The sequence below is a fragment of the Thalassovita gelatinovora genome (genome assembly GCF_001458355.1).
In the GTDB taxonomy this organism is placed as follows: Bacteria; Pseudomonadota; Alphaproteobacteria; order Rhodobacterales; family Rhodobacteraceae; genus Thalassobius; species Thalassobius gelatinovorus.
In genome coordinates this window covers 29,034-48,108 of record NZ_CYSA01000005.1, presented here as the reverse complement: position 1 = coordinate 48,108, position 19,075 = coordinate 29,034, and the positions used below count along the sequence as shown (strand labels likewise).

At 60.7% G+C, this 19,075-nt stretch carries 17 protein-coding genes; 10 read left to right on the top strand and 7 right to left on the bottom strand.

Annotation, left to right across the window (positions count from 1 at the left end; translation table 11 throughout):
• Nucleotides 1-44 precede the first annotated feature (44 nt).
• From cimA to TG4357_RS01955, 3 genes are read left to right on the top strand one after another with little or no spacing between them, the layout of a single operon-like run.
• Nucleotides 45-1,664, top strand: coding sequence for a citramalate synthase (gene cimA, locus TG4357_RS01965; protein ID WP_058261200.1), 1,620 nt, complete (start codon nt 45-47; stop codon nt 1,662-1,664).
• On the top strand, nt 1,661-2,635 hold the full coding sequence (locus tag TG4357_RS01960) for an alpha/beta hydrolase (RefSeq protein WP_058261199.1): 975 nt from the start codon (nt 1,661-1,663) through the stop codon (nt 2,633-2,635). Before cimA ends, TG4357_RS01960 begins: the two co-directional genes overlap by 4 nt.
• Nucleotides 2,625-3,404, top strand: coding sequence for a squalene/phytoene synthase family protein (locus TG4357_RS01955; protein WP_058261198.1), 780 nt, complete (start codon nt 2,625-2,627; stop codon nt 3,402-3,404). Before TG4357_RS01960 ends, TG4357_RS01955 begins: the two co-directional genes overlap by 11 nt.
• A gap of 104 nt (nt 3,405-3,508) precedes the next feature.
• On the opposite strand, the gene TG4357_RS01950 is transcribed toward TG4357_RS01955, so the two are convergent.
• The 3 genes from TG4357_RS01950 to cobA all read right to left on the bottom strand — a co-directional run bounded on the left by TG4357_RS01950 (nt 3,509) and on the right by cobA (nt 6,954).
• Nucleotides 3,509-4,726, bottom strand: coding sequence for an MFS transporter (locus TG4357_RS01950; RefSeq protein WP_058261197.1), 1,218 nt, complete (start codon nt 4,724-4,726; stop codon nt 3,509-3,511).
• Between the two features lie 111 nt (nt 4,727-4,837).
• Nucleotides 4,838-6,106 (bottom strand): cobyrinic acid a,c-diamide synthase CobB, encoded by a 1,269-nt coding sequence (locus tag TG4357_RS01945; RefSeq protein ID WP_058261196.1) that lies wholly within the window; start codon nt 6,104-6,106, stop codon nt 4,838-4,840.
• Nucleotides 6,103-6,954, bottom strand: coding sequence for a uroporphyrinogen-III C-methyltransferase (gene cobA / locus TG4357_RS01940; protein ID WP_058261195.1), 852 nt, complete (start codon nt 6,952-6,954; stop codon nt 6,103-6,105). Before cobA ends, TG4357_RS01945 begins: the two co-directional genes overlap by 4 nt.
• 87 nt (nt 6,955-7,041) lie before the next feature.
• Between cobA and TG4357_RS01935 the strand changes: the two genes are divergently transcribed.
• From TG4357_RS01935 to TG4357_RS01915, 5 genes are all read left to right on the top strand, one after another.
• Nucleotides 7,042-8,094 carry a cobalt-precorrin-5B (C(1))-methyltransferase gene (locus tag TG4357_RS01935; protein WP_058261194.1) on the top strand — a complete coding sequence of 351 codons (1,053 nt, stop codon included), beginning with the start codon at nt 7,042-7,044 and terminating at the stop codon, nt 8,092-8,094.
• Entirely contained in the window at nt 8,091-8,819 is a 729-nt protein-coding gene (locus TG4357_RS01930; RefSeq protein ID WP_058261193.1) for a cobalt-precorrin-6A reductase, read from the top strand. The genes TG4357_RS01935 and TG4357_RS01930 overlap by 4 nt, the downstream gene beginning before the upstream one ends.
• The gene (locus TG4357_RS01925; RefSeq protein ID WP_058261192.1) at nt 8,816-9,445 is read left to right on the top strand and encodes a DNA-3-methyladenine glycosylase family protein; all 630 of its coding nucleotides are present in this window, start codon (nt 8,816-8,818) and stop codon (nt 9,443-9,445) included. The genes TG4357_RS01930 and TG4357_RS01925 overlap by 4 nt, the downstream gene beginning before the upstream one ends.
• A complete protein-coding gene (locus TG4357_RS01920; protein ID WP_058261191.1) occupies nt 9,442-10,107 on the top strand; it encodes an alpha/beta hydrolase in 666 nt (221 codons plus the stop codon). The genes TG4357_RS01925 and TG4357_RS01920 overlap by 4 nt, the downstream gene beginning before the upstream one ends.
• A 539-nt stretch (nt 10,108-10,646) precedes the next feature.
• Nucleotides 10,647-11,231 carry an HNH endonuclease gene (locus tag TG4357_RS01915; protein ID WP_058261190.1) on the top strand — a complete coding sequence of 195 codons (585 nt, stop codon included), beginning with the start codon at nt 10,647-10,649 and terminating at the stop codon, nt 11,229-11,231.
• An 85-nt stretch (nt 11,232-11,316) separates the two neighbouring features.
• Here the strand turns inward: TG4357_RS01915 and TG4357_RS01910 are convergent, their stop codons facing one another.
• The 4 genes from TG4357_RS01910 to TG4357_RS01895 all read right to left on the bottom strand — a co-directional run bounded on the left by TG4357_RS01910 (nt 11,317) and on the right by TG4357_RS01895 (nt 14,610).
• Nucleotides 11,317-11,826 (bottom strand): bactofilin family protein, encoded by a 510-nt coding sequence (locus TG4357_RS01910; RefSeq protein WP_058261189.1) that lies wholly within the window; start codon nt 11,824-11,826, stop codon nt 11,317-11,319.
• Nucleotides 11,816-13,153, bottom strand: coding sequence for a M23 family metallopeptidase (locus TG4357_RS01905; RefSeq protein ID WP_058261188.1), 1,338 nt, complete (start codon nt 13,151-13,153; stop codon nt 11,816-11,818). Before TG4357_RS01905 ends, TG4357_RS01910 begins: the two co-directional genes overlap by 11 nt.
• A 174-nt stretch (nt 13,154-13,327) precedes the next feature.
• Entirely contained in the window at nt 13,328-14,134 is an 807-nt protein-coding gene (locus TG4357_RS01900; protein ID WP_058261290.1) for a ferritin-like domain-containing protein, read from the bottom strand.
• Between the two features lie 17 nt (nt 14,135-14,151).
• Complete coding sequence (locus TG4357_RS01895; protein ID WP_058261187.1) at nt 14,152-14,610, bottom strand: peroxiredoxin; 459 nt, start codon at nt 14,608-14,610, stop codon at nt 14,152-14,154.
• 104 nt (nt 14,611-14,714) lie between these two features.
• On the opposite strand from TG4357_RS01895, the gene TG4357_RS01890 reads away from it, so the two are divergent.
• Together TG4357_RS01890 and queA are read left to right on the top strand one after the other, a co-directional pair.
• A complete protein-coding gene (locus tag TG4357_RS01890; RefSeq protein ID WP_058261186.1) occupies nt 14,715-17,993 on the top strand; it encodes a YhdP family protein in 3,279 nt (1,092 codons plus the stop codon).
• A complete protein-coding gene (gene queA / locus TG4357_RS01885) occupies nt 17,990-19,048 on the top strand; it encodes a tRNA preQ1(34) S-adenosylmethionine ribosyltransferase-isomerase QueA (RefSeq protein WP_058261185.1) in 1,059 nt (352 codons plus the stop codon). Before TG4357_RS01890 ends, queA begins: the two co-directional genes overlap by 4 nt.
• Nucleotides 19,049-19,075 lie beyond the last annotated feature (27 nt).

Sequence of the window (19,075 nt, the reverse complement as noted above, 5' to 3'; positions counted from 1 at the left end):
ACCCCCCGAGGATATTTTCGAACAGAAGAAGATGAGGGCCGGGGATGAGCCGCGAACGTCTTTATATCTATGACACCACGTTGCGCGATGGGCAGCAGACCCAGGGCGTACAGTTTTCCACCCCGGAAAAGATGCAGATCGCGGCGGTTCTCGATGCGTTGGGGGTGGATTACATCGAAGGTGGCTGGCCCGGGGCGAACCCCACGGATAGCGAATTTTTCGACGCCAAGCCGCAGTTGAAGGCGCGCTTCACCGCCTTTGGCATGACCAAACGGGCCGGGCGGTCGGCGGAAAACGACGATGTGCTGGCGGCGGTGATGAATGCCGGAACGCCCGCGGTTTGCCTTGTAGGTAAAACCCATGATTTCCATGTCGAAACCGCGCTTGGCATCAGCTTGGCGGAAAACACCGAAAACATCGCGCGGTCGATCGAATATCTGGTGGCGCAGGGGCGCGAGGCGCTGTTCGATGCCGAGCATTTCTTTGACGGCTACAAGGCGAATCCGGGTTATGCGCTGGAAACGGTGAAGGCGGCCTATGCGGCCGGGGCGCGGTGGATCGTGCTGTGCGACACCAATGGTGGTACCTTGCCCGGCGAGATTGGCGCGATCACCCGCGCGGTGATCGATGCGGGCATTCCGGGCACCCATCTGGGGATACACACCCATAACGATACCGAAAACGCGGTGGCCGGGTCCTTGGCGGCGGTCGATGCCGGGGCGCGGCAAATTCAAGGTACGCTGAACGGGTTGGGCGAACGCTGTGGCAACGCCAACCTGACCACGCTGATCCCGACGCTGTTGTTGAAGGACCCTTATGCCAGCCGGTTTGATACGGGTGTCAGCCTTGAGGCGTTGAAAGGCCTGGTGCGGGTGAGCCGTCAGTTGGATGATATCCTCAACCGGGTGCCGTTCCGGCAAGCGCCCTATGTCGGCGCGTCGGCCTTTGCCCACAAGGCCGGGCTGCATGCCAGCGCGATCCTGAAAGATCCCAGCACCTATGAACATATCGATCCGGGTGTTGTCGGCAATGACCGCATCATTCCAATGTCGAACCAGGCCGGTCAGTCGAACCTGCGCCGCAGATTGGCCGAGGCCGGGTTGCAGGTCGACAAGGGCGATCCAGCGCTGGCGCGGATCCTCGACATCATCAAGCAGCGCGAGGCCGAGGGCTATACCTATGACAGCGCCCAAGCCAGTTTCGAACTGCTGGCGCGGGCCGAATTGGGTCGGGCCCCGGCGTTTTTCGAAGTCAAGCGCTACAAGGTGACGGTGGAGCGGCGCAAGAACAAGTATGACCGGATGATCAGCCTGTCCGAAGCGGTCGTGGTGGTGAAGGTCGACGGTGAAAAGAAACTGTCAGTGTCGGAATCTTTGGATGAAACCGGCAGTGATCGGGGGCCGGTGAACGCGCTGGCCAAGGCGCTGTCGAAGGATCTGGGGCACTATTCGGACCAGTTGGCAGATATGCGGCTGGTCGATTTCAAGGTGCGCATCACCCAAGGGGGCACCGAAGCCGTGACCCGCGTCATCATCGACAGCGAAGACGGGCAGGGGCGGCGTTGGTCCACCGTCGGGGTATCGCCGAACATAGTGGATGCCTCCTTCGAGGCGCTGCTGGATGCGATAAACTGGAAATTGCTGCGCGAAGGACAACACGCATGATATGGGGATTTGTCCGGGTGGCGGCTATTTCGGCGGCGGTTCCTTTGGCGATTGCGCTTGGGTTGATCGGATCGCAACGGCCCGGGGAAATGACCGGCAGCGAAGGGTTGGATTTCAGCCGCCAGATCACGCGCCAAACTGCGCCGCTGCCGATCGAAAAAGTGACAATGCGCGATGGGTTTGGCCTGTCGGTGCGGTCGGTGCCCGGGCCGCAAAATCGGCCGCTTGTGGTGCTGGTCCACGGATCGGGCTGGCATGGCGGGCAATTCGACGGGTTGGCGCGGCAACTGGCCGACAAGGCGGATGTTCTGGTGCCCGATCTGCGCGGTCATGGCGTTGATCCGGGACGGCGCGGCGATGTCGATTATATCGGCCAGTTCGAAGACGATCTGGCCGACCTGATCCGTGCCAAAGCCAAGCCGGGGCAGAAAGTGGTTCTGGCCGGTCACAGTTCGGGCGGCGGTTTGGTGGTGCGGTTTGCCGGTGGGGCGCATGGCGATCTGATCGAGGGGGCCGCGCTGATGGCGCCGTTCCTGAAATACAATGCCCCCACCACGCGGCCCAATTCCGGCGGCTGGGCCGATGTGCTGACCCGGCGGATCATCGGGTTAAGCATGTTGAACACGGTCGGGATCAAGGCGCTGAACGCTCTGACGGTGATCCAGTTCAATATGCCGGAATCGGTGCTGAACGGGCCGCTTGGGGCGACCGCGACCACGGCCTATTCTTATCGGCTCAACAGCTCATTTGCGCCGCGTCGGGGCTATGAAAAAGATATCGCCGCCCTGCCGCGATTTCTGCTGATTGCGGGCCGCGAGGACGAAGCTTTCTTTGCAGAACGGTATGAACCGCTGATGTCAGAGCATAATCCAGAGGGGCGCTATGTGCTGATCGACGGGGTGTCGCATCTCGATGTGGTTGACGCGCCGCAAACGTTGTCAGCGATCGGGGACTTCATCGATGGGATTTGACGATCCCGATCTGCGGTCCTGCGCGCAATTGGTCGAACAGGCCGACCCGGATCGGTTTCGCGCCGTTATGGCCGCCCCGGTGGCCGCGCGGGCGGTGCTGTTCCCGATCTTTGCCGCCAATGTCGAAATTGCCCGCGCGCCTTGGGTGACGCAGGAACCGATGATCGCGGAAATGCGGCTGCAATGGTGGCGCGACGCTGTGGAAGAGATAGGGGCGGGCAAGGCGGCGCGGCGGCATCAGGCGGTGACGTTACTGGCACAGAAGCTGGATCTTCAGGCGGCGACATGGTTCGACGATCTGATCGTGGCGCGTCGTTGGGACATTTACCGCGATCCTTTTGAAGATGAATCCGCGTTCGAAACCTATCTGCAAAACACCTCGTCCAACCTGTTACTGGTCGCCGTGCAGGCGCTTGGCGGTGGCGACGAAGCGATCATCCGCGATATCGGCTATGCCAGCGGGCTGGCCAATTTTCTGCGCGCGATTCCGGCATTGGAAAAGGCCGGGCGGGTGCCATTTCTGGACGGCCGCGATAGCGCTGTCGCGGCACTGGCCCACGACGGGCTGGCGCGGCTGGCGCGGGCGCGGGCGCAACGTGATCGGGTCGCGCCTTCGGCCGCTCCGGCATTGCTTTCGGCTTGGCAGGCCGGGGCGATCCTGACGCAGGCTGCCAAGACCCCGCAAAGGGTCAAGGTCGGTGCTTTGGGGGCTTCGGAGTTTCGCAAGAATCTGGGTCTGCTTTGGCGTGCGCAAACGCAGCGCTGGTAGGCTTTTACGCTTCTTCTGTTCAAAAATATGCCAAGGGTGAATGCGCGCTGCGCCCCCTTTGGGCCTCCGTCATCGGAATTCAGGTCCGCAATGGATCGTAAGCGTCAGTCTTCCTTGGGCTGGAAAATCAGCCAGATCAGCGCACCGCCTGCCAGCATCAAGAACGGTGCCATTGCCAGGTTGACGCTGGTCCAGCCAGCCTGAGCGGTGCCGCCCGAACAGTTCATCAACCCACCCGAGGCCAGCGAGGCCAGGGTGACGCCACCAAAGACCATCAGGTCGTTCAACCCCTGCATCTTGCCGCGTTCATTCGGTTCATGCGCTCCGGCCAGCATGGTGGTGGCACCGATGAAGCCGAAATTCCATCCCAGACCCAGCAGGATCAGTGCGATGAAGAAGTTTTCCAACTCGACCCCCTGCAACGCGACCGCCCCGGCCCCGGCCAAGATCACCAACCCGGTGGCGACGATCTTTTCCACCCCGAAGCGGGCGATCAGGTGGCCGGTGAAGAAGGATGGGATATACATCGCCAGAACGTGGGCACTGACCACGTCGGCGGCGGTGTTCTTTTCAAAGCCGCAGCCGACCACGGCCAGCGGGGTCGAGGTCATCACCAGGTTCATCAAGGCATAAGACACCATGGCGCAGATCACCGCGACCGCGATACGCGGCGTTTTCAAAAGCTCCATCCGGGACCGCCCCTTTGGGGCATCTGCGCTTGGCACGGCGGGTTTTGGAATGTCGAGGAACCAGAACAGCAGCGATCCCAGAATGTTTACCGCGATCACGGCCAGATAGGTGCCCATGAACGGCACCACGAAAGCATCGGCCGTCAGTTTGACCATCTGCGGCCCGATGATTGCCGAAGCCAACCCGCCCGCCATTACGTAGGAAATCGCTTTCGGGCGGAACGTGTCGCTGGCGGTGTCGGCAGCGGCGAAGCGGTAAAACCCCTGTGCCGACATGTAGATGCCGGTGATCAGGCTGCCCAGCAGGAAGATCGGAAAAGACGCAAGGTAGAGCCCGTAAGCCCCCACCGCACCACCAATCGCCCCAGCCCCCGCGCCAAGGAAAAACCCGGTGCGGCGGCCATATTTCTGCATGATATGCGATACCGGCGTCGCGGCCAGCATGCTGCCCAGAACGATCAGCGAAATCGGCAGAGTGGCGAAACACAGGTTGGAAGCCAGTGCTTGCCCGGCCAGCCCGCCGATGGTGAAAATCATCGGCATCTGCGCACCCAGAATGGCTTGCGCCAGGACCAGGATATACACGTTGCGTCGGGCGCGGTTATCGTCGGGGACATATGCGGTTTGGGTCATATGTGAAGTGCTAAGGGCAGATGTGCAGCGGTGCAAGGTGTGAATTGTGACGGACACAATTGGGGGCCAGCCCCCAAACCCCCGGAGTATTTTGGCCAAGAAGAAATCGGGTTAGCCGGCCGGGTCGATAATATGCGCAAATGATCCGCTGACCCGGCCCAGGCTCAGCCCCATATCCGGCAATGCCATCCCTTCGGCGTCTTTGGCGCTGAACAGCGCCGGACCATCGGCGCGCAGGGTGGTGGCATAGTGGAATTCATGCGCCTTGAATGGCGCGGTGAAGGGGCCGCGCAACGGAGTCAGGTCGCGGTAGCCAAGATGCAGCTTGCGGGTCGCAAAGGAGGTTTCGAGCGGCAGCAGGCCAAGCATTTCGTGGCGTACTCCATCGGCATCGATCAGGCCTTCGCCCAAGGTCATGTAGCCGCCGCATTCACCGTAAATCTGGGTCTGTTGTGCGGCTTTTCTCAGGCTGGCTTTGAAGCATGAGTTCTGCGCCAGCCGCGCGGCATGCAGTTCGGGATAGCCGCCGGGCAGATAGATGAAATCGGCCCGTGGTACCGGGTCATCCGCCAGCGGCGAGAAGACTTTCACTTCGGCCCCCTGAGCGCGCCAATCGTCCAGAATATGCGGGTAACAAAAGGCAAAGGCGCGGTCGCGGGCCAGAGCGATCACCTGCGCCGGTGGGGCGAGGCGCGTTTGGCGCGTCGCCACAGGCAAGGGGCGGGCAAGTGTCAGCAGGGCCGCGCGGTCGAGCGTTGTCGCCAGCGCATCGGCGGCGCGGTCCAAAAAAACGTCCAGATCGGCGCGTTCCGCCGCCTGTACCAACCCCAGATGCCGTGAAGGAAGCGACAGGTCGGGCGCACGGTGCAATGCGGCCAGCACGGGCAGGTTTAGTGGGGCCAAGGCCCGGCGCAGCATGGATTCATGCCGGTCGCTGCCGACATTGTTGAGGATGATCCCGGTGATTGGCACCGCCGGGTCGTGATGGGTAAAGCCCGCAACCAACGCTGCCACCGATCCGGCCATCCGTCCGGCATCGACGACGAGAACCACCGGCAAATGCAGCAACCGGGCCAGATCGGCCACCGCGCCCTTGCCATCGGGGGGGGCGCCATCGAACAGGCCCATGGCACCTTCGACGATCAACAGCCCATCCCCTGCGGCCAAGGACCGCAACCGGTTGGGCGGCATCGCCCAAGCGTCGAGATTGAGGCAAGGCGCGCCGCAGGCGGCTTCGTGAAACCGCGGGTCGATATAGTCGGGGCCGGATTTCGCACCCCGCACGGCGATCCCTTCGCGCGACAGCAACCGCAAAAGCGCCAGCGTCACCGTGGTTTTGCCAGCCCCGGAGGCGGGGGCGGCGACAATCAGCCCGGTCATGACCCGCCGGTGGGGTTGCCCCGGCCGAGTGGATCAAGGTTGCGCGGTTCTGCCCCCTGCATCAGCGCCTGCCAATCCAGCACCTGCCGCATCAACACCGACCGACCAACGCAAAGGATCGCGGGCGGTTCCAGCCCGCTGGCGGCGATATCGGCGGCCATTTGACCCAACGTGGTTTCCAGCACCTGTTGCTTGTCGGTCGTTGCAGAACAGACCACCGCGCAGGGTTCATCGGCGGGGCGCCCCGCGTCGAGTAGCGCCTTGGCGATCCGGTCCGCATGTTTCATGCCCATGTAGATCACCAGAACCTGCGCACCGTCAGCGATTGCTTTCCAGTTCAGCGAAGACGGCGTTTCGCCGGTTTGATCATGGCCGGTGACGAAGGTGACGGATTGGTTTACGTCGCGGTGCGTGACCGGAATGCCGGCATAGGCCAGCCCACCGATCCCGGCGCTGATCCCGGGAATGATCCGCACCGGCACTCCGTGTTGGATCAAGGTCTGGGCTTCTTCGCCGCCGCGCCCGAATACGAAAGGATCACCACCTTTCAGCCGGAGCACCCGATGGCCCGCTTGGGCCAGATCGACCAGTCGCAGCGAAATGTCGCGCTGGTTCGCCGAGGGTTTGCCGCCGCGTTTGCCGGCATAGATATGTTCAGCCTGCGGCGCCCAGTCTAGGATCGATTCTTGGACCAGCGCGTCATAGATCACCACGTCTGCCTGTTGCAGCCCGTTGATCGCATGCAGCGTCAACAGCCCCGGATCGCCCGGACCCGCACCACAAAGCCAGACCCAACCGGGGTCCAATTGCGGCCATTTGCCCTTGGGCATCGTGAGTGAATCAGTCATGCAGTCCTTATGCCGCTCTCTTTGTCGGCATTGAAGTCTCTAAACGACATATTGGCGCGGCTGAGTGCGAAGCCTATAGTCGCGCCGATGGATCGCAAGCCTAACACCCCATTGCGCCGTGGCTGGACCACGGGGGCCTGTGCCACCGCGGCGACGCGGGCGGCACTGATGATGCTTTGGGGCGAAGCCCGGCCCGACAAGGTGCGGATTACCCTGCCGCGCGGCGAACGGCCTGTATTCGCCGTGACCGAGGCGGAACAAGGGATCGGCTGGGCCGAAGCAGCGGTGATCAAGGATGCCGGGGATGATCCCGATGTGACCCATGGTGCGCTGATCCGGGCGCGGGTCGAAGCATCTGCCGGGGGTGTGGAATTCGCCGCCGGCGAAGGCGTGGGAACGGTGACCAAGCCGGGGCTGCCGATCGCGGTTGGTGAACCAGCGATCAACCCGGTGCCACGGCAGATGATGCGGGGCACGGTCGAGGAAATGGCCGCAAGATTGGGACGGCGCCCCGATATTCGCATTACCGTTTCGGTTCCGGGCGGCGCTGCGTTGGCGGAGAAGACATGGAATCCGCGTCTGGGCATCAAGGGCGGGTTATCGATCCTAGGTACCACCGGCATCGTGCGGCCGTTTTCCTGTTCTGCATGGATTGCATCGATCCATCGCGGCGTCGATGTGGCCCGGGCCGAAGGGCAGCACCATGTGGCGGGCTGTACCGGCGCGACGTCGGAACAGGTGGTGCAGCGGCTTTACGATCTGCCCGCTGGTGCGATGCTGGATATGGGTGATTTTGTCGGTGGCATGTTGAAATACATCGCCAAGCATCCGGTAAAGCGGGTGACAGTGGGCGGTGGCATCGGCAAGATCACCAAGCTGGCACAGGGCGCGCGCGATTTGCATTCGGGCCGCAGCCAAGTGGATTTCGATCTGTTGGCGCGATGGCTGGATGACGACCGAATGCGACACTGCAATACCGCGCTGCAAGCTTATGAAATTGCGGGAATAAAAATGTCTGAAATAGTTGCGACCAAAGCGTTGGAACAGGTTCAAACCATGCTGCCCGCAAGCAGTATGGCCGATATCGTTGTCATTGACCGGGCCGGGAACATTTTGGCCCGGGCTGAGGGCGCGGCATGACGCTGCTGTTATTGGCAGGCACTGGCGAGGCGCGTCAGGTTGCCTGGGGGCTTTCGCTGCGGGGAGTCGATGCAATAGCTTCACTGGCAGGGGCAACGAAATCCCCTGAAACCTATGCCGTTCCGACCCGGGTTGGCGGTTTCGGCGGGCGCGGCGGGTTCGAACATTACCTAGAATATAAAAATATATCGGCAGTATTGGATGTAACACATCCCTTTGCGATGCAGATCAGTCTGCGCAGCGCCGAGGTGGCGCGTCAGCTGGGCATTCCGTATTGCCAATTGCTGCGTCCGGCCTGGCAGGCAGAACCGGGGGATGACTGGACCCATGTCATCGGTGAAACCGGGGTGGTGGGAGTCATTCCCGCCGGGGGACGGGTGTTTTTGGCAACCGGGCGCCAGACGCTGCGGTGTTTTGCGCCGCTTTCGGATTGCGATCTGACCCTGCGTGTGGTCGATCCGCAGCCAGATCCGTTTCCATTGCCGAACGGGCGATACCTGGTGGCACGTCCTCCCTTTACCGTGGAAAGTGAAATTGCATTGTTTCAGGATTTGAATATCGATTGGCTGGTGGTGAAAAATGCAGGTGGTGAAGCGTCTTACGCCAAGCTTCTCGCGGCGCGGGAATTGGGGATCAAGGTGGTGATGATCGAGCGACCGCCGCAGCCCAAAACGCCCCATGTAGGAACGGTTGAGGCGGCGCTGGCCTGGGTGGATGGGCTATGATCGGGCGGATCATTGAAACCGAGGATTGCATCACCGAAGGGGTGGATTGGCTTTGCGCCAACGATCCGAAAATGGCCGCAGCCTTTGCCGCCACCGGGCCGCTGCCGCTGCGCCGTAATCCAGATGGGTTCGCGCAATTGCTCAGCGCCATCGTGTCACAACAGGTCAGTGTCGCCTCGGCCAATGCGATCTGGGCGCGGTTGGAAACCGCCGGGTTGCTGACAGCCGAAGCGATTTCGGGAAAAACCCATGACGCGCTGCGCGAGATCGGGCTGAGCCGGCAGAAGGCGCGCTATGCGCTGGCGCTGGCCGAGGCAAATATCGATTACCACGCGCTGCGAGAAGCCCCGACCGAACAGGTGATCAAGACTTTGACGGCCGTCACCGGCATTGGCGTCTGGACGGCGGAAATCTATGCGATGTTTTCGCTGGGCCGGGCCGATGTGTTCGCCCCCGGCGATCTGGCGTTGCAGGAAGCGGCGCGGATTCTCTATGACTTGGACGAGCGTCCGAAGGAAAAGGCGCTGCGGCAGATGGCCGAAAATTGGAGCCCGTGGCGGGCCGTTGCGGCGCGCCAGCTTTGGGCCTATTACCATGTGGCAAAAGACAGGGAAGGGATCAGATGACACGGGTTTTGCAGGCGGGCCGGAAAGAGCCCAAATCGGGTGTGACCCGGTCGGTCGTGGTGTTTTTGCATGGCTATGGCGCCAATGGGGCCGATTTGCTGGGCTTGGCGGATCCGTTATCGGATCATTTGCCCGATACCTTGTTCATCGCGCCCGATGCGCCGGAAATGTGCGCCGGGGCACCGATGGGGTTCCAGTGGTTCCCGATCCCCTGGATTGACAATTCGTCCGAGGAAGAGGCCGAACGCGGGATGCAGCAGGCGGCCGAGGATCTGAACGCGTTCCTAGACGCGATCCTGGTCGACGAGGACCTGTTGCCGGAACAGATGGTGCTGTTCGGATTTTCCCAGGGCACCATGATGTCGTTGCATGTCGCGCCACGGCGCGAAGACGAAATTGCCGGGATCGTGGCGTTTTCCGGCCGTTTGATGGCGCCCGAATTGTTGGCCGACGAAGCGGTGTCGAAACCGCCGATCCTGTTGGTACATGGCGATCAGGACGATGTTGTACCGGTGCAATCGCTGCCTGAAGCCGCAGAGGCCCTGCAGGCTGCCGGGTTCAAAGAGGTGTATGCCCATATCATGAAGGGCACCGCCCACGGCATCGCCCCCGACGGTTTGTCGGTGGCTTTGGCGTTCATGCGCGACAAGCTGGGGCTTTGAGCCGGGGCAGGTCGGAGGGGCTTTGCCCCTCTTGGCGTGCCGCCAATTCACCCGAGGATATTTTTGAACAGAAGAAGACGCGCCGGGGTTAAATCCCCGTCAGCGCTTTTGCGCCTGTAAGGCACCGATGGTTTTAGACCTGTACGGGGCTTGGAGGGCGGCAGATTCCTAGTGATAAGGCTGCGGGCGGAGCGCGATGAGGATTACACCCTTCAAGATTTGATTTTGGGGGGCGTGCCACGGGCTGGCCGTAAGGCCGCGAAATTTCATGCCTTTGCCGGGGCATTCGACGCGGCATTGCCCAGACTGTGGCGGCTCGGAATGCACGGCTATCTGCCGTTTCGAACAAACTGCATGAATTTCAGGCAGAGTTCCGTCACCTCAGTGTCATCATGTTCCGGCAAGCTTTGGATGAAGATGTTGCATATCGTGGGGGTTGCCGGATTGGCTACACGATATATAGTTATATTTGAGTTGGGGCGGGGTGTCCCGCCTTGGTGTCACAATGGGGCAGACAGGGTCGGGAGATTTTGAACCTAATGGACGGAGATTTCAGGCACGATTTTGTGAGGGAAAAGGGGGTGCTGAAGCATCACCCTGCGCTTGTTTTGAATGCGGATTACCGGCCCTTGTCCTATTATCCGCTGTCGCTTTGGCCCTGGCAGGAGGCGATCAAGGCGGTTTGGCTGGACCGGGTCAATATTGTCGCCGAATATGATTTCGAGGTGCGAAGCCCCAGTACAAGGATCAAGATACCGTCGGTCGTGGTTCTGAAAGATTATGTCAAACCCCAAAAGCGCGTGGCCTTCACGCGCTTTAATTTATTCTTGAGGGACGAATTTTGTTGCCAGTATTGCGGTGGCAGGGGCGATCTGACCTTTGATCACGTGGTGCCACGCGCCAGCGGCGGGATTACCAGTTGGGAAAACGTGGTGGCGGCCTGTTCGCCCTGCAATCTGAAAAAAGGGTCGAAAAGCCTGCACCGGACCGGCATGCATCTTCGCAAACCACCGCGCCGCCCGACGTCGGAGGAACTGCGCAATATGGGGCGGAAGTTTCCGCCGAACCATTTGCATGATAGCTGGCTGGATTTTCTGTATTGGGATGCGGAACTGGACGCTTGAGGGAATTGATCAGAACGTTTTGATCTGATGCCTGTAAAAAAGCGCCCCGCAGGGCGCTTTTCCAATTCCGGTCCTAGGCGATTGTTCAGCCTTCGGCTTTGGGTGCTGCGGCCGGTGCCGCAGCGGCAGGTTTCGCGGCGCCGCCTTTGCCGCCGGTCAGCGGATCGTCCTGGCGCTGCACCGAGCCTTCGAAATGGGCACCGGATTCGATCGCGATGGTTTTATGGATGATGTCGCCTTCGACCCGGGCGGTCGAGGTCAGGCGCACTTTCAAACCACGCACACGACCGACGATACGGCCATTGATCACCACGTCATCGGCGACGATTTCACCCTTGATGGTGGCGGTTTCGCCGATGGTCAGCAGATGGGCGCGAATGTCACCTTCGACGGTGCCTTCGACCTGAATATCGCCGGTGGTTTTCATGTTGCCGGTGACATGCAAATCCGAGGACAAAACCGACGCGGGCGGTTTGGCCTTGGGCGCGGGCGCTTTGAAGTCGCTTTTCGGTGCGGCAGGGGTTTCAGGGGCTGCGGGTTTTGCAGCGTCTGCGGCCTTGGGGCCGGGTTCGTTGATTTTGCTTTTAGAAAACATCGTTTGCAGCCTTGATATAGATCATCGGATTGACGGCCTTGCCGCCGACGCGCACCTCATAATGCAAATGGGTGCCAGTGGAACGTCCGGAGTTTCCCATATCACCGATACGGTCCCCGCGCGAGACCCTTTGACCGACCTTCACGCGAATTTTTGACAGATGAGCGTATCGGGTTTCGATTCCGAACTCATGCTGTATCTTGATAAGCCGACCATAGCCGCTGAGCCAGCCTGCATGTGTCACCACGCCATCGGCGGTCGAAAAGATCGCTGTGCCGACCGGCCCGGCGAAATCCGACCCCTTGTGCAGGCGGCGGCCGCCGGTCTTGGGATCGCGGCGATACCCAAAGCCGCTGGTATAACGCACGGCGGCATGCACCGGTTTGGCGAAGGGCGCTTTGGTTGCGGCGATCCGGTAGAGATTAAGCGCATCCAACTGATTCAGAATGCGATTGGCGCGCGACGTGTCCATGCTGGGTTCTTCGCCGCTGGTCGAGAAAGACAGTGGTGTCAGCGGGCCGCCTTGGCCGGAATAGCTGCGACGGACCTGATCGATCAGGCTGTCGGTGTTCAACCCGGCAGAGCGGAACATTTTATCCAGCGGCTTGACCGAAACGGTCATGGCGTCTTCGAGTTGGCGGAAAATCACATCGTTTTGGTCGCGCATCAGCTTGATCTGGAAAGCGAGATCGTCCGCTTCGGTCAGGGCCTGTTGCGCATCGGCGAGGATCTTGTCACGCTCGGAGGCGGTATCAGACAGGGCCGAGACTAGGAAATCAACGGTTTCACTGACGTTTTCACCGGCATCGGCGAGAGTATCAGACGGGGTGGTTTGGGTGGCTGCTTGTTGCAGCGTGTCCAGTTCCTTGCGCACCGCATCGCGTTGCTTCATCGTTTTGCGCAGATTGGTCTGGATCACCTCGATCCCGGTTTCTAATTCGCGCCGCGCGGTTTCCGAGGCCAGCAGTTCGGTCTGCATGTCTGAAATCTGGTTCAGGGCCAGATTGAACCGAGCCTGCGATGCCAAGGCTTCTTCGGACCGGGTGTCACGTTCGCTGGCCAACAGGTTCAGGCGGTTTTCATATGTGTGTTGATCGCGGCGGGCCTGTTCGCGGAAATTGCCCGATCCGATACTGTCCATCAGCAACACAGCGGTCGCGACAATTGCCCACGCCACAATGGCCGCACTGCCAGCGAAGGCGAGAACCTGAGTTGACGGACGCAGGCGTATGAACCGCGTTTCGCTATCCGATCTCAGGAAAAGTCGCCGTTCAGGAAACCATGGTTCCAAAATAGCGTCGATACGTGCCGTAAGACGTGTTCTCACGCGTCCGTCCTTTATGTTTTCCGTCCCCAATCGCAGCGATACGCTCTGGTGGCGTATTTACTGCAGCGTTTGTTTACCAGAGCGTGACCACAGAGCAACAATTTTAACGGTCAGGGGTGGAGCGGGCGGTGAAAAACCGCCGAACTGGCGAAATCTTGCCGATTCAGGAAGGGGTTAGCGGCCATTCGGCGGCGTTTGGTCAGCCAGAGGCCAATAGAAATCGGGCGGCAGACCTGCCTCTGCACGTTTTTCTTCGTTGAAGGGCGGTTTCAGGAAGCCATGGAAATAGGTGCGGACCAGATCGTGAAACACATCCTTGGGGTCCAGATCGTGACGCCCGCACAGGAAATGGAACCATTTCGATCCATAGGCGACGTGGCCGACTTCTTCGGCATAGATCAGTTTCAGAGCCTCGACCGTATCGGTTTCCTTGGCTTTTTCGAAAATCGTGATCATGCCCGGTGTGACGTCCAAGCCGCGCGCTTCCAACACCATCGGCACCACCGCCAGCCGACCCATCAGATCCTCGGCGGTGTCTTCGGCGGCGCGCCACATGCCGGCATGGGCGGGCAGGGCCCCGTAATGGCTGCCCATCTTTTCAAGGCAATCACAGATCAGATTGTAATGCTTGGATTCCTCGTCCGCCGATTTCACCCAATCGTCATAAAACCCGATCGGCATCGGAACATGGCCGAAACGGGCGATGATGTCCCAATGCAGATCAACGGCGTTCAATTCGATATGCGCCACCGCGTGCAGGATTGCGATCCGGCCTGCCGGGCTGCCGGGGCGGCGGCGTGGTACGTCGCGCGGGTCCAGCAATTCCGGTTTGTCCGGTCGCGCCGGTTGCAGCGGCGGGGTGGCGGTGCCGACCGGCAAGGTTTCACCAGCCTTGCGCGCAGCGAACCATGTGGCGGCATGTTTATGAGACAGAGCGGTTTTTTCGCGGCCATCGGCGGTGGTCAGAACCTCCACCGCCATTTCGGTCAGGGTCTGAGTCACAGGGCTTTGACCGCGTCTAAGACGTCTTCGGCATGGCCGTCGACTTTGACCTTGCGCCATTCGCGGGCGATATTGCCGTTGGCATCGATCAGGAAGGTGGACCGGACGATGCCCCAGAACTTTTTGCCGTACATGGATTTTTCTTTCCACACGTCATAGTCTTCGCAGGTCGTGTCTTCGGCATCGGAGAGTAACGGAATGCCCAGTTCCTGTTTCAATCGGAATTTTTCATGTGCCGCGATATCATCCTTGGAAATCCCGAAGACATGGGCCCCGGCGGCTTCGAATTGCGGATAAAGCGCGGTGAAAGCCTTGGCTTCTTTGGTGCAGCCCGAGGTATTGTCGCGCGGGTAGAAAAACAGCACCACCGGGGCCGGGCGCAGCGCCGACAATGTGACGGCTGTACCGCCATCTTGCGGCAAGGTGAAATCGGGGGCGGCTTGGATATCTGTCACGGCACTTCCTCATCGAGTGGATTCTGGTCCCGGTTAGGTATAGCGTTGCGGACGCAAGAATAAAGAGTCACAGACCGTCAGGCAGAGCAGCAGGAGACCGGGGCATGTCCCCCAAGCCAGAAGGACAGCAAAGCAAGCGGCTGAGCCGCAAAGCCCGGGCAGCGCTTTGGGTTGGCGGCGGGATTTTGGCCGTTTTGGCGCTTGCTGTGTGGCTGGTCTATTCTGCGATCGGACGACCGATCCGGGCCCCCGAATGGCTGCAACAGCGAATCGAAACCCGGCTGGGCCAGATGTTGCCGGATATGGATGTGACATTCGGAGCGTTGAGCGTTCTGCTGACCGACACCGGCCGCCCGCGGGTTCAGTTGCGCGATGTAGAGATTTCGCAGTCCGACGGGCCGGTGATCCTGACGATGTCGGATCTGGAAACCGGCCTGGCGCTGGCGCCGCTGTTGAAAGGCAAGGCGCAACTGGGACGGATCAGCCTGTCGGGGGCAGAGATCAATGTTACCCGGCGCAAGGATGGATCGTTCGACCTGTCCTTCGGGACGTCTTTGCCGCAGGTCGAACAATCCGCCAGCATTCAGGAACTGGTTGCCGGGCTTGATCGGTTGTTGCTATCGGAACAATTCGCCAATCTGTCCCGCGTCGATGCCGATGCGATGATCGTGCGCTATGAAGATTTGCGGTCGGGCCGGGCCTGGACCATCGACGGCGGCAGGTTGCGGCTGACCCGGGACGATGACGATCTGCGCATTGGTGGCGATCTGGCGTTGTTGGCGGGCTATGATTACGCCACCACGGTGGAGCTGAATTTCGAAAGCCTGATCGGGTCTGCGGCGGCGCAGTTCGGCATGATCTTCGAAGACATGGCGGCGCAGGACATCGCGGTGCAAAGTGCGGCTGTTGCCTGGCTCGACGTGGTGCGGGCCCCGATTTCCGGCGCTTTGCGTGGATCGGTGGACGAAACCGGGTTCGGTGACATCAGCGGCACGTTGCAAATCGCGGACGGGGTAATCCAACCGACCGATCAAACCAAACCAATCCCGTTCACTTCGGCCCGGACTTATTTCACCTATTCCCCGACCGATCAGACGCTGGTTTTTGACGAAGTGTCGGTCAGCAGTGAATGGATCACGGCGCGGGCCGAAGGCAAGGCGATCCTGGGCGGGATGGAAACCGGTCTGCCGCAGGAATTGCTGGGCCAATTCACCCTGACCGGCCTGACCGCCAATCCCGAGGATCTGTTGCAGGTGCCGCTGACGCTGGATGCGGCCCGGATGAGTTTCCGCATGGCGCTGGACCCTTTCGTGATGACGATGGGGGAGTTAACGCTGGAAGAACAAGGACAGATCGTTGTGGTCAGCGGCGAAGCCGCGGCAGAGCCGGAAGGATGGCGATTGTCGGTGGCAGCGCAAGCGGAACATCTGGATTCAGACGTGGTGTTGGCGCTTTGGCCGGAAAAGTTGAAGACCAAGACCCGGACATGGATCGAGGAAAATATCCATCAAGTGACCCTGACGCGCGGCCAGCTGGCCTATCGCAAACAGCCCGGCCAGCCTCATGATATCTATGCCGGTTTCGAATATGACGAAGCAGAGGTCCAATTTTCCCGCCATATGCCACCGATCAAGAACGCGTCGGGCCATGCCGAAATCAACGGCAAGACCTTCACCGCCGCCGCAGATCACGGTGTGATTCAGGCCGATCTGGGAGGGCGGATCGATATATCGGGCAGTTCCATCGTGATCCCCGACACCACGGAAAAACCGACGCCGGCCCATGTCAATTTGTCCACGGACAGCACGGTCACTGCGGCGTTGTCGCTGCTGGACCGCGAACCGCTCAATCTGATGACCAAGGCCGGTCGTACCGCCGATCTGGCTGACGGACGGGCCAAGGCGCGCGGTACGCTTGATCTTATGTTGAAGAAAAAGCTGCTGCCGGAGGAGGTCAGTTTCGATATCGCCGCAGACCTGAGCAATGTCAGTAGCGACACGCTGGTGCCGCAGCGGGTCTTGCGGGCGGGGCATCTCGATCTGAAAGCGACCAATGAAATGCTGACGATTTCCGGCCGCGGCCAGATCGGCCAGATCGGCTTCGACGCGGTTTTCGAAGACGATCTGCGCCCAGAGGACAAAGGTAAATCCCGCGTCTATGGCGTGGCCGATCTCTCGAACGCGTTCTTGGACGAATTTTCCATCGCTTTGCCACCTGGCAGCCTTTCGGGGCGTGGTGACGGTGTGTTTGAGATCGCTTTGCAAAAGGATCAGCCGCCACGGTTCAGCCTGTCCAGTGATCTGCGGGGGATCGGGTTGCGCCTGCCTGAAATCGGTTGGGCATTGGCACAGAATACGACGGGTTTGTTCGAAGCAAGCGGGCGGTTGTCTTCGCCACCGGTCGTGGATCGTCTGGCACTGACCGGCCCAGGGCTGCGCACCGCAGGGGCATTGTCGCTGAAACAGGATGGCAGCCTGAACCAGATGCGGTTCAGTTCGGTCGTAGCGGGCAATTGGCTGAACGCGCCGGTCACGCTGATCGGTCGCGGCAAGGGGCAGGCACCGGCTGTTCAGATCGCAGGCGGTTGGGTCGATCTGGCCAAGCGGCCGGATACTGTGGCCAATGGCGGTGGATCAACAGGCAGCAGCCCGATCAGCGCGGCTCTGGACCGGGTGCAGATCACCAAATCCATCGCGCTGACGCAATTTCGGGGCGATTTCACCACCGGAAATGGGTTTTCCGGGGTGTTTACCGGGCTGGTGAATGGCAAAGCGCCGGTATCGGGCAAGGTGATCCCGGTCTCGGGGCGCAGTGGGATAGAAATTAATTCCGACGATGCAGGAGCCGTTGTTGCGGCGGCGGGGCTGATGAAGACAGGTCACAATGGTAAATTCCATTTGACGCTGAACCCTGCGGCCCAACCCGGCCAATATGACGGCGCTTTGGATATCAGCAATATCCGCATCCGCGAAGCCCCAGCTCTGGCTGAGCTTCTGAATACGATCAGCGTGGTCGGCCTGTTGGAACAGATGAGCGGCACCGGTATCCTGTTCGGCGAGGTCGAGGCCCGGTTCCGGCTGACCCCGGACCAGTTGATCCTGCGCCGCAGCAGCGCTGTGGGGGCATCGATGGGGTTGTCGATGGACGGGATTTATGATTTCGCCAGCAATCAGATGGATTTTCAGGGCGTTTTGTCACCGATCTATGCGATCAACGCCATCGGGTCGATCCTGACCCGCAAGGGCGAGGGGTTGATCGGGTTCAATTACGGGCTGAGCGGCAATCCCGCCAACCCCAAGGTTCAGGTCAATCCGCTGTCGATCTTTACACCCGGGATGTTCCGCGAGATATTCCGCCGCCCAGCCCCCGAGGTCAGCCAATGAAACTGAGTGATTTTGATTTCGAACTGCCGGATCATCTGATCGCGACGCGGCCCGCCAAACCGCGCCCGTCGGCGCGGCTTCTGGTGTCGGAGGGGGATCGCATCAGCGATGCCCATGTCTATGATCTGCCCGATTGGCTGCGCCCCGGGGATCGTTTGGTGTTGAACGATACCAAGGTGATCCCGGCACGGTTGTCGGGGGAACGGCGCCGGCAGGGGGCAGAGGGGGAAACCCGCGCCCGGATCGAGGTGACGTTACTGGAACCGCGCGCCGATGGCACATGGGCGGCGCTGCTCAAGCCGTTGAAGAAGGTGCGCGAGGGCGAAGATATCCACTTCTCTGCTGCGCTGTCGGCCCGACTGGAGGCCAAAGAGGACGGTCAGGGCCTGTTGCGGTTCAACCTTGCGGGCGATGATTTCGATGCCGCGCTGACCGCCGCCGGAATGATGCCGCTGCCGCCCTATATCGCGGCGAAACGCGCTTCTGATGAACAGGACAAACAAGATTATCAGACCGTTTTCGCCCGACATCCCGGTGCGGTGGCCGCGCCCACGGCATCGTTGCATTTCGATGAAAATCTGCTGGCGGCGATCCGCGCCAAAGGGGTCGAGACCACCCATGTGACGCTGCATGTGGGGGCGGGGACGTTTCTGCCGGTCAAGGTCGAAGACGTGACCAGTCACAAGATGCATGCCGAATGGGGTGAAGTATCCGAAGCCGCCGCCGCCGAGATCGCCGCGACCAAAGCGGCAGGCGGGCGGGTGATCCCGGTCGGCACTACCGCGCTGCGGCTGATCGAAAGCGCGGCGCGCGGCGGGCATATCGAGGCTTGGTGCGGCGAAACCGATATCTTCATCTATCCCGGTTTCGAATTTCATGTGGCCGACGCGTTGATGACCAATTTCCACCTGCCGAAATCGACATTGATGATGCTGGTTTCCGCCTTGATCGGGCATGACCGGATCAAGCAGATTTACGACCATGCGGTGCGCGAAAGATATCGGTTCTTTTCTTATGGGGATGCGTCATTGCTTGTCCCGCCGAACAGAGATTGAAGTTTGGCGTAAACTGACACGCGGATG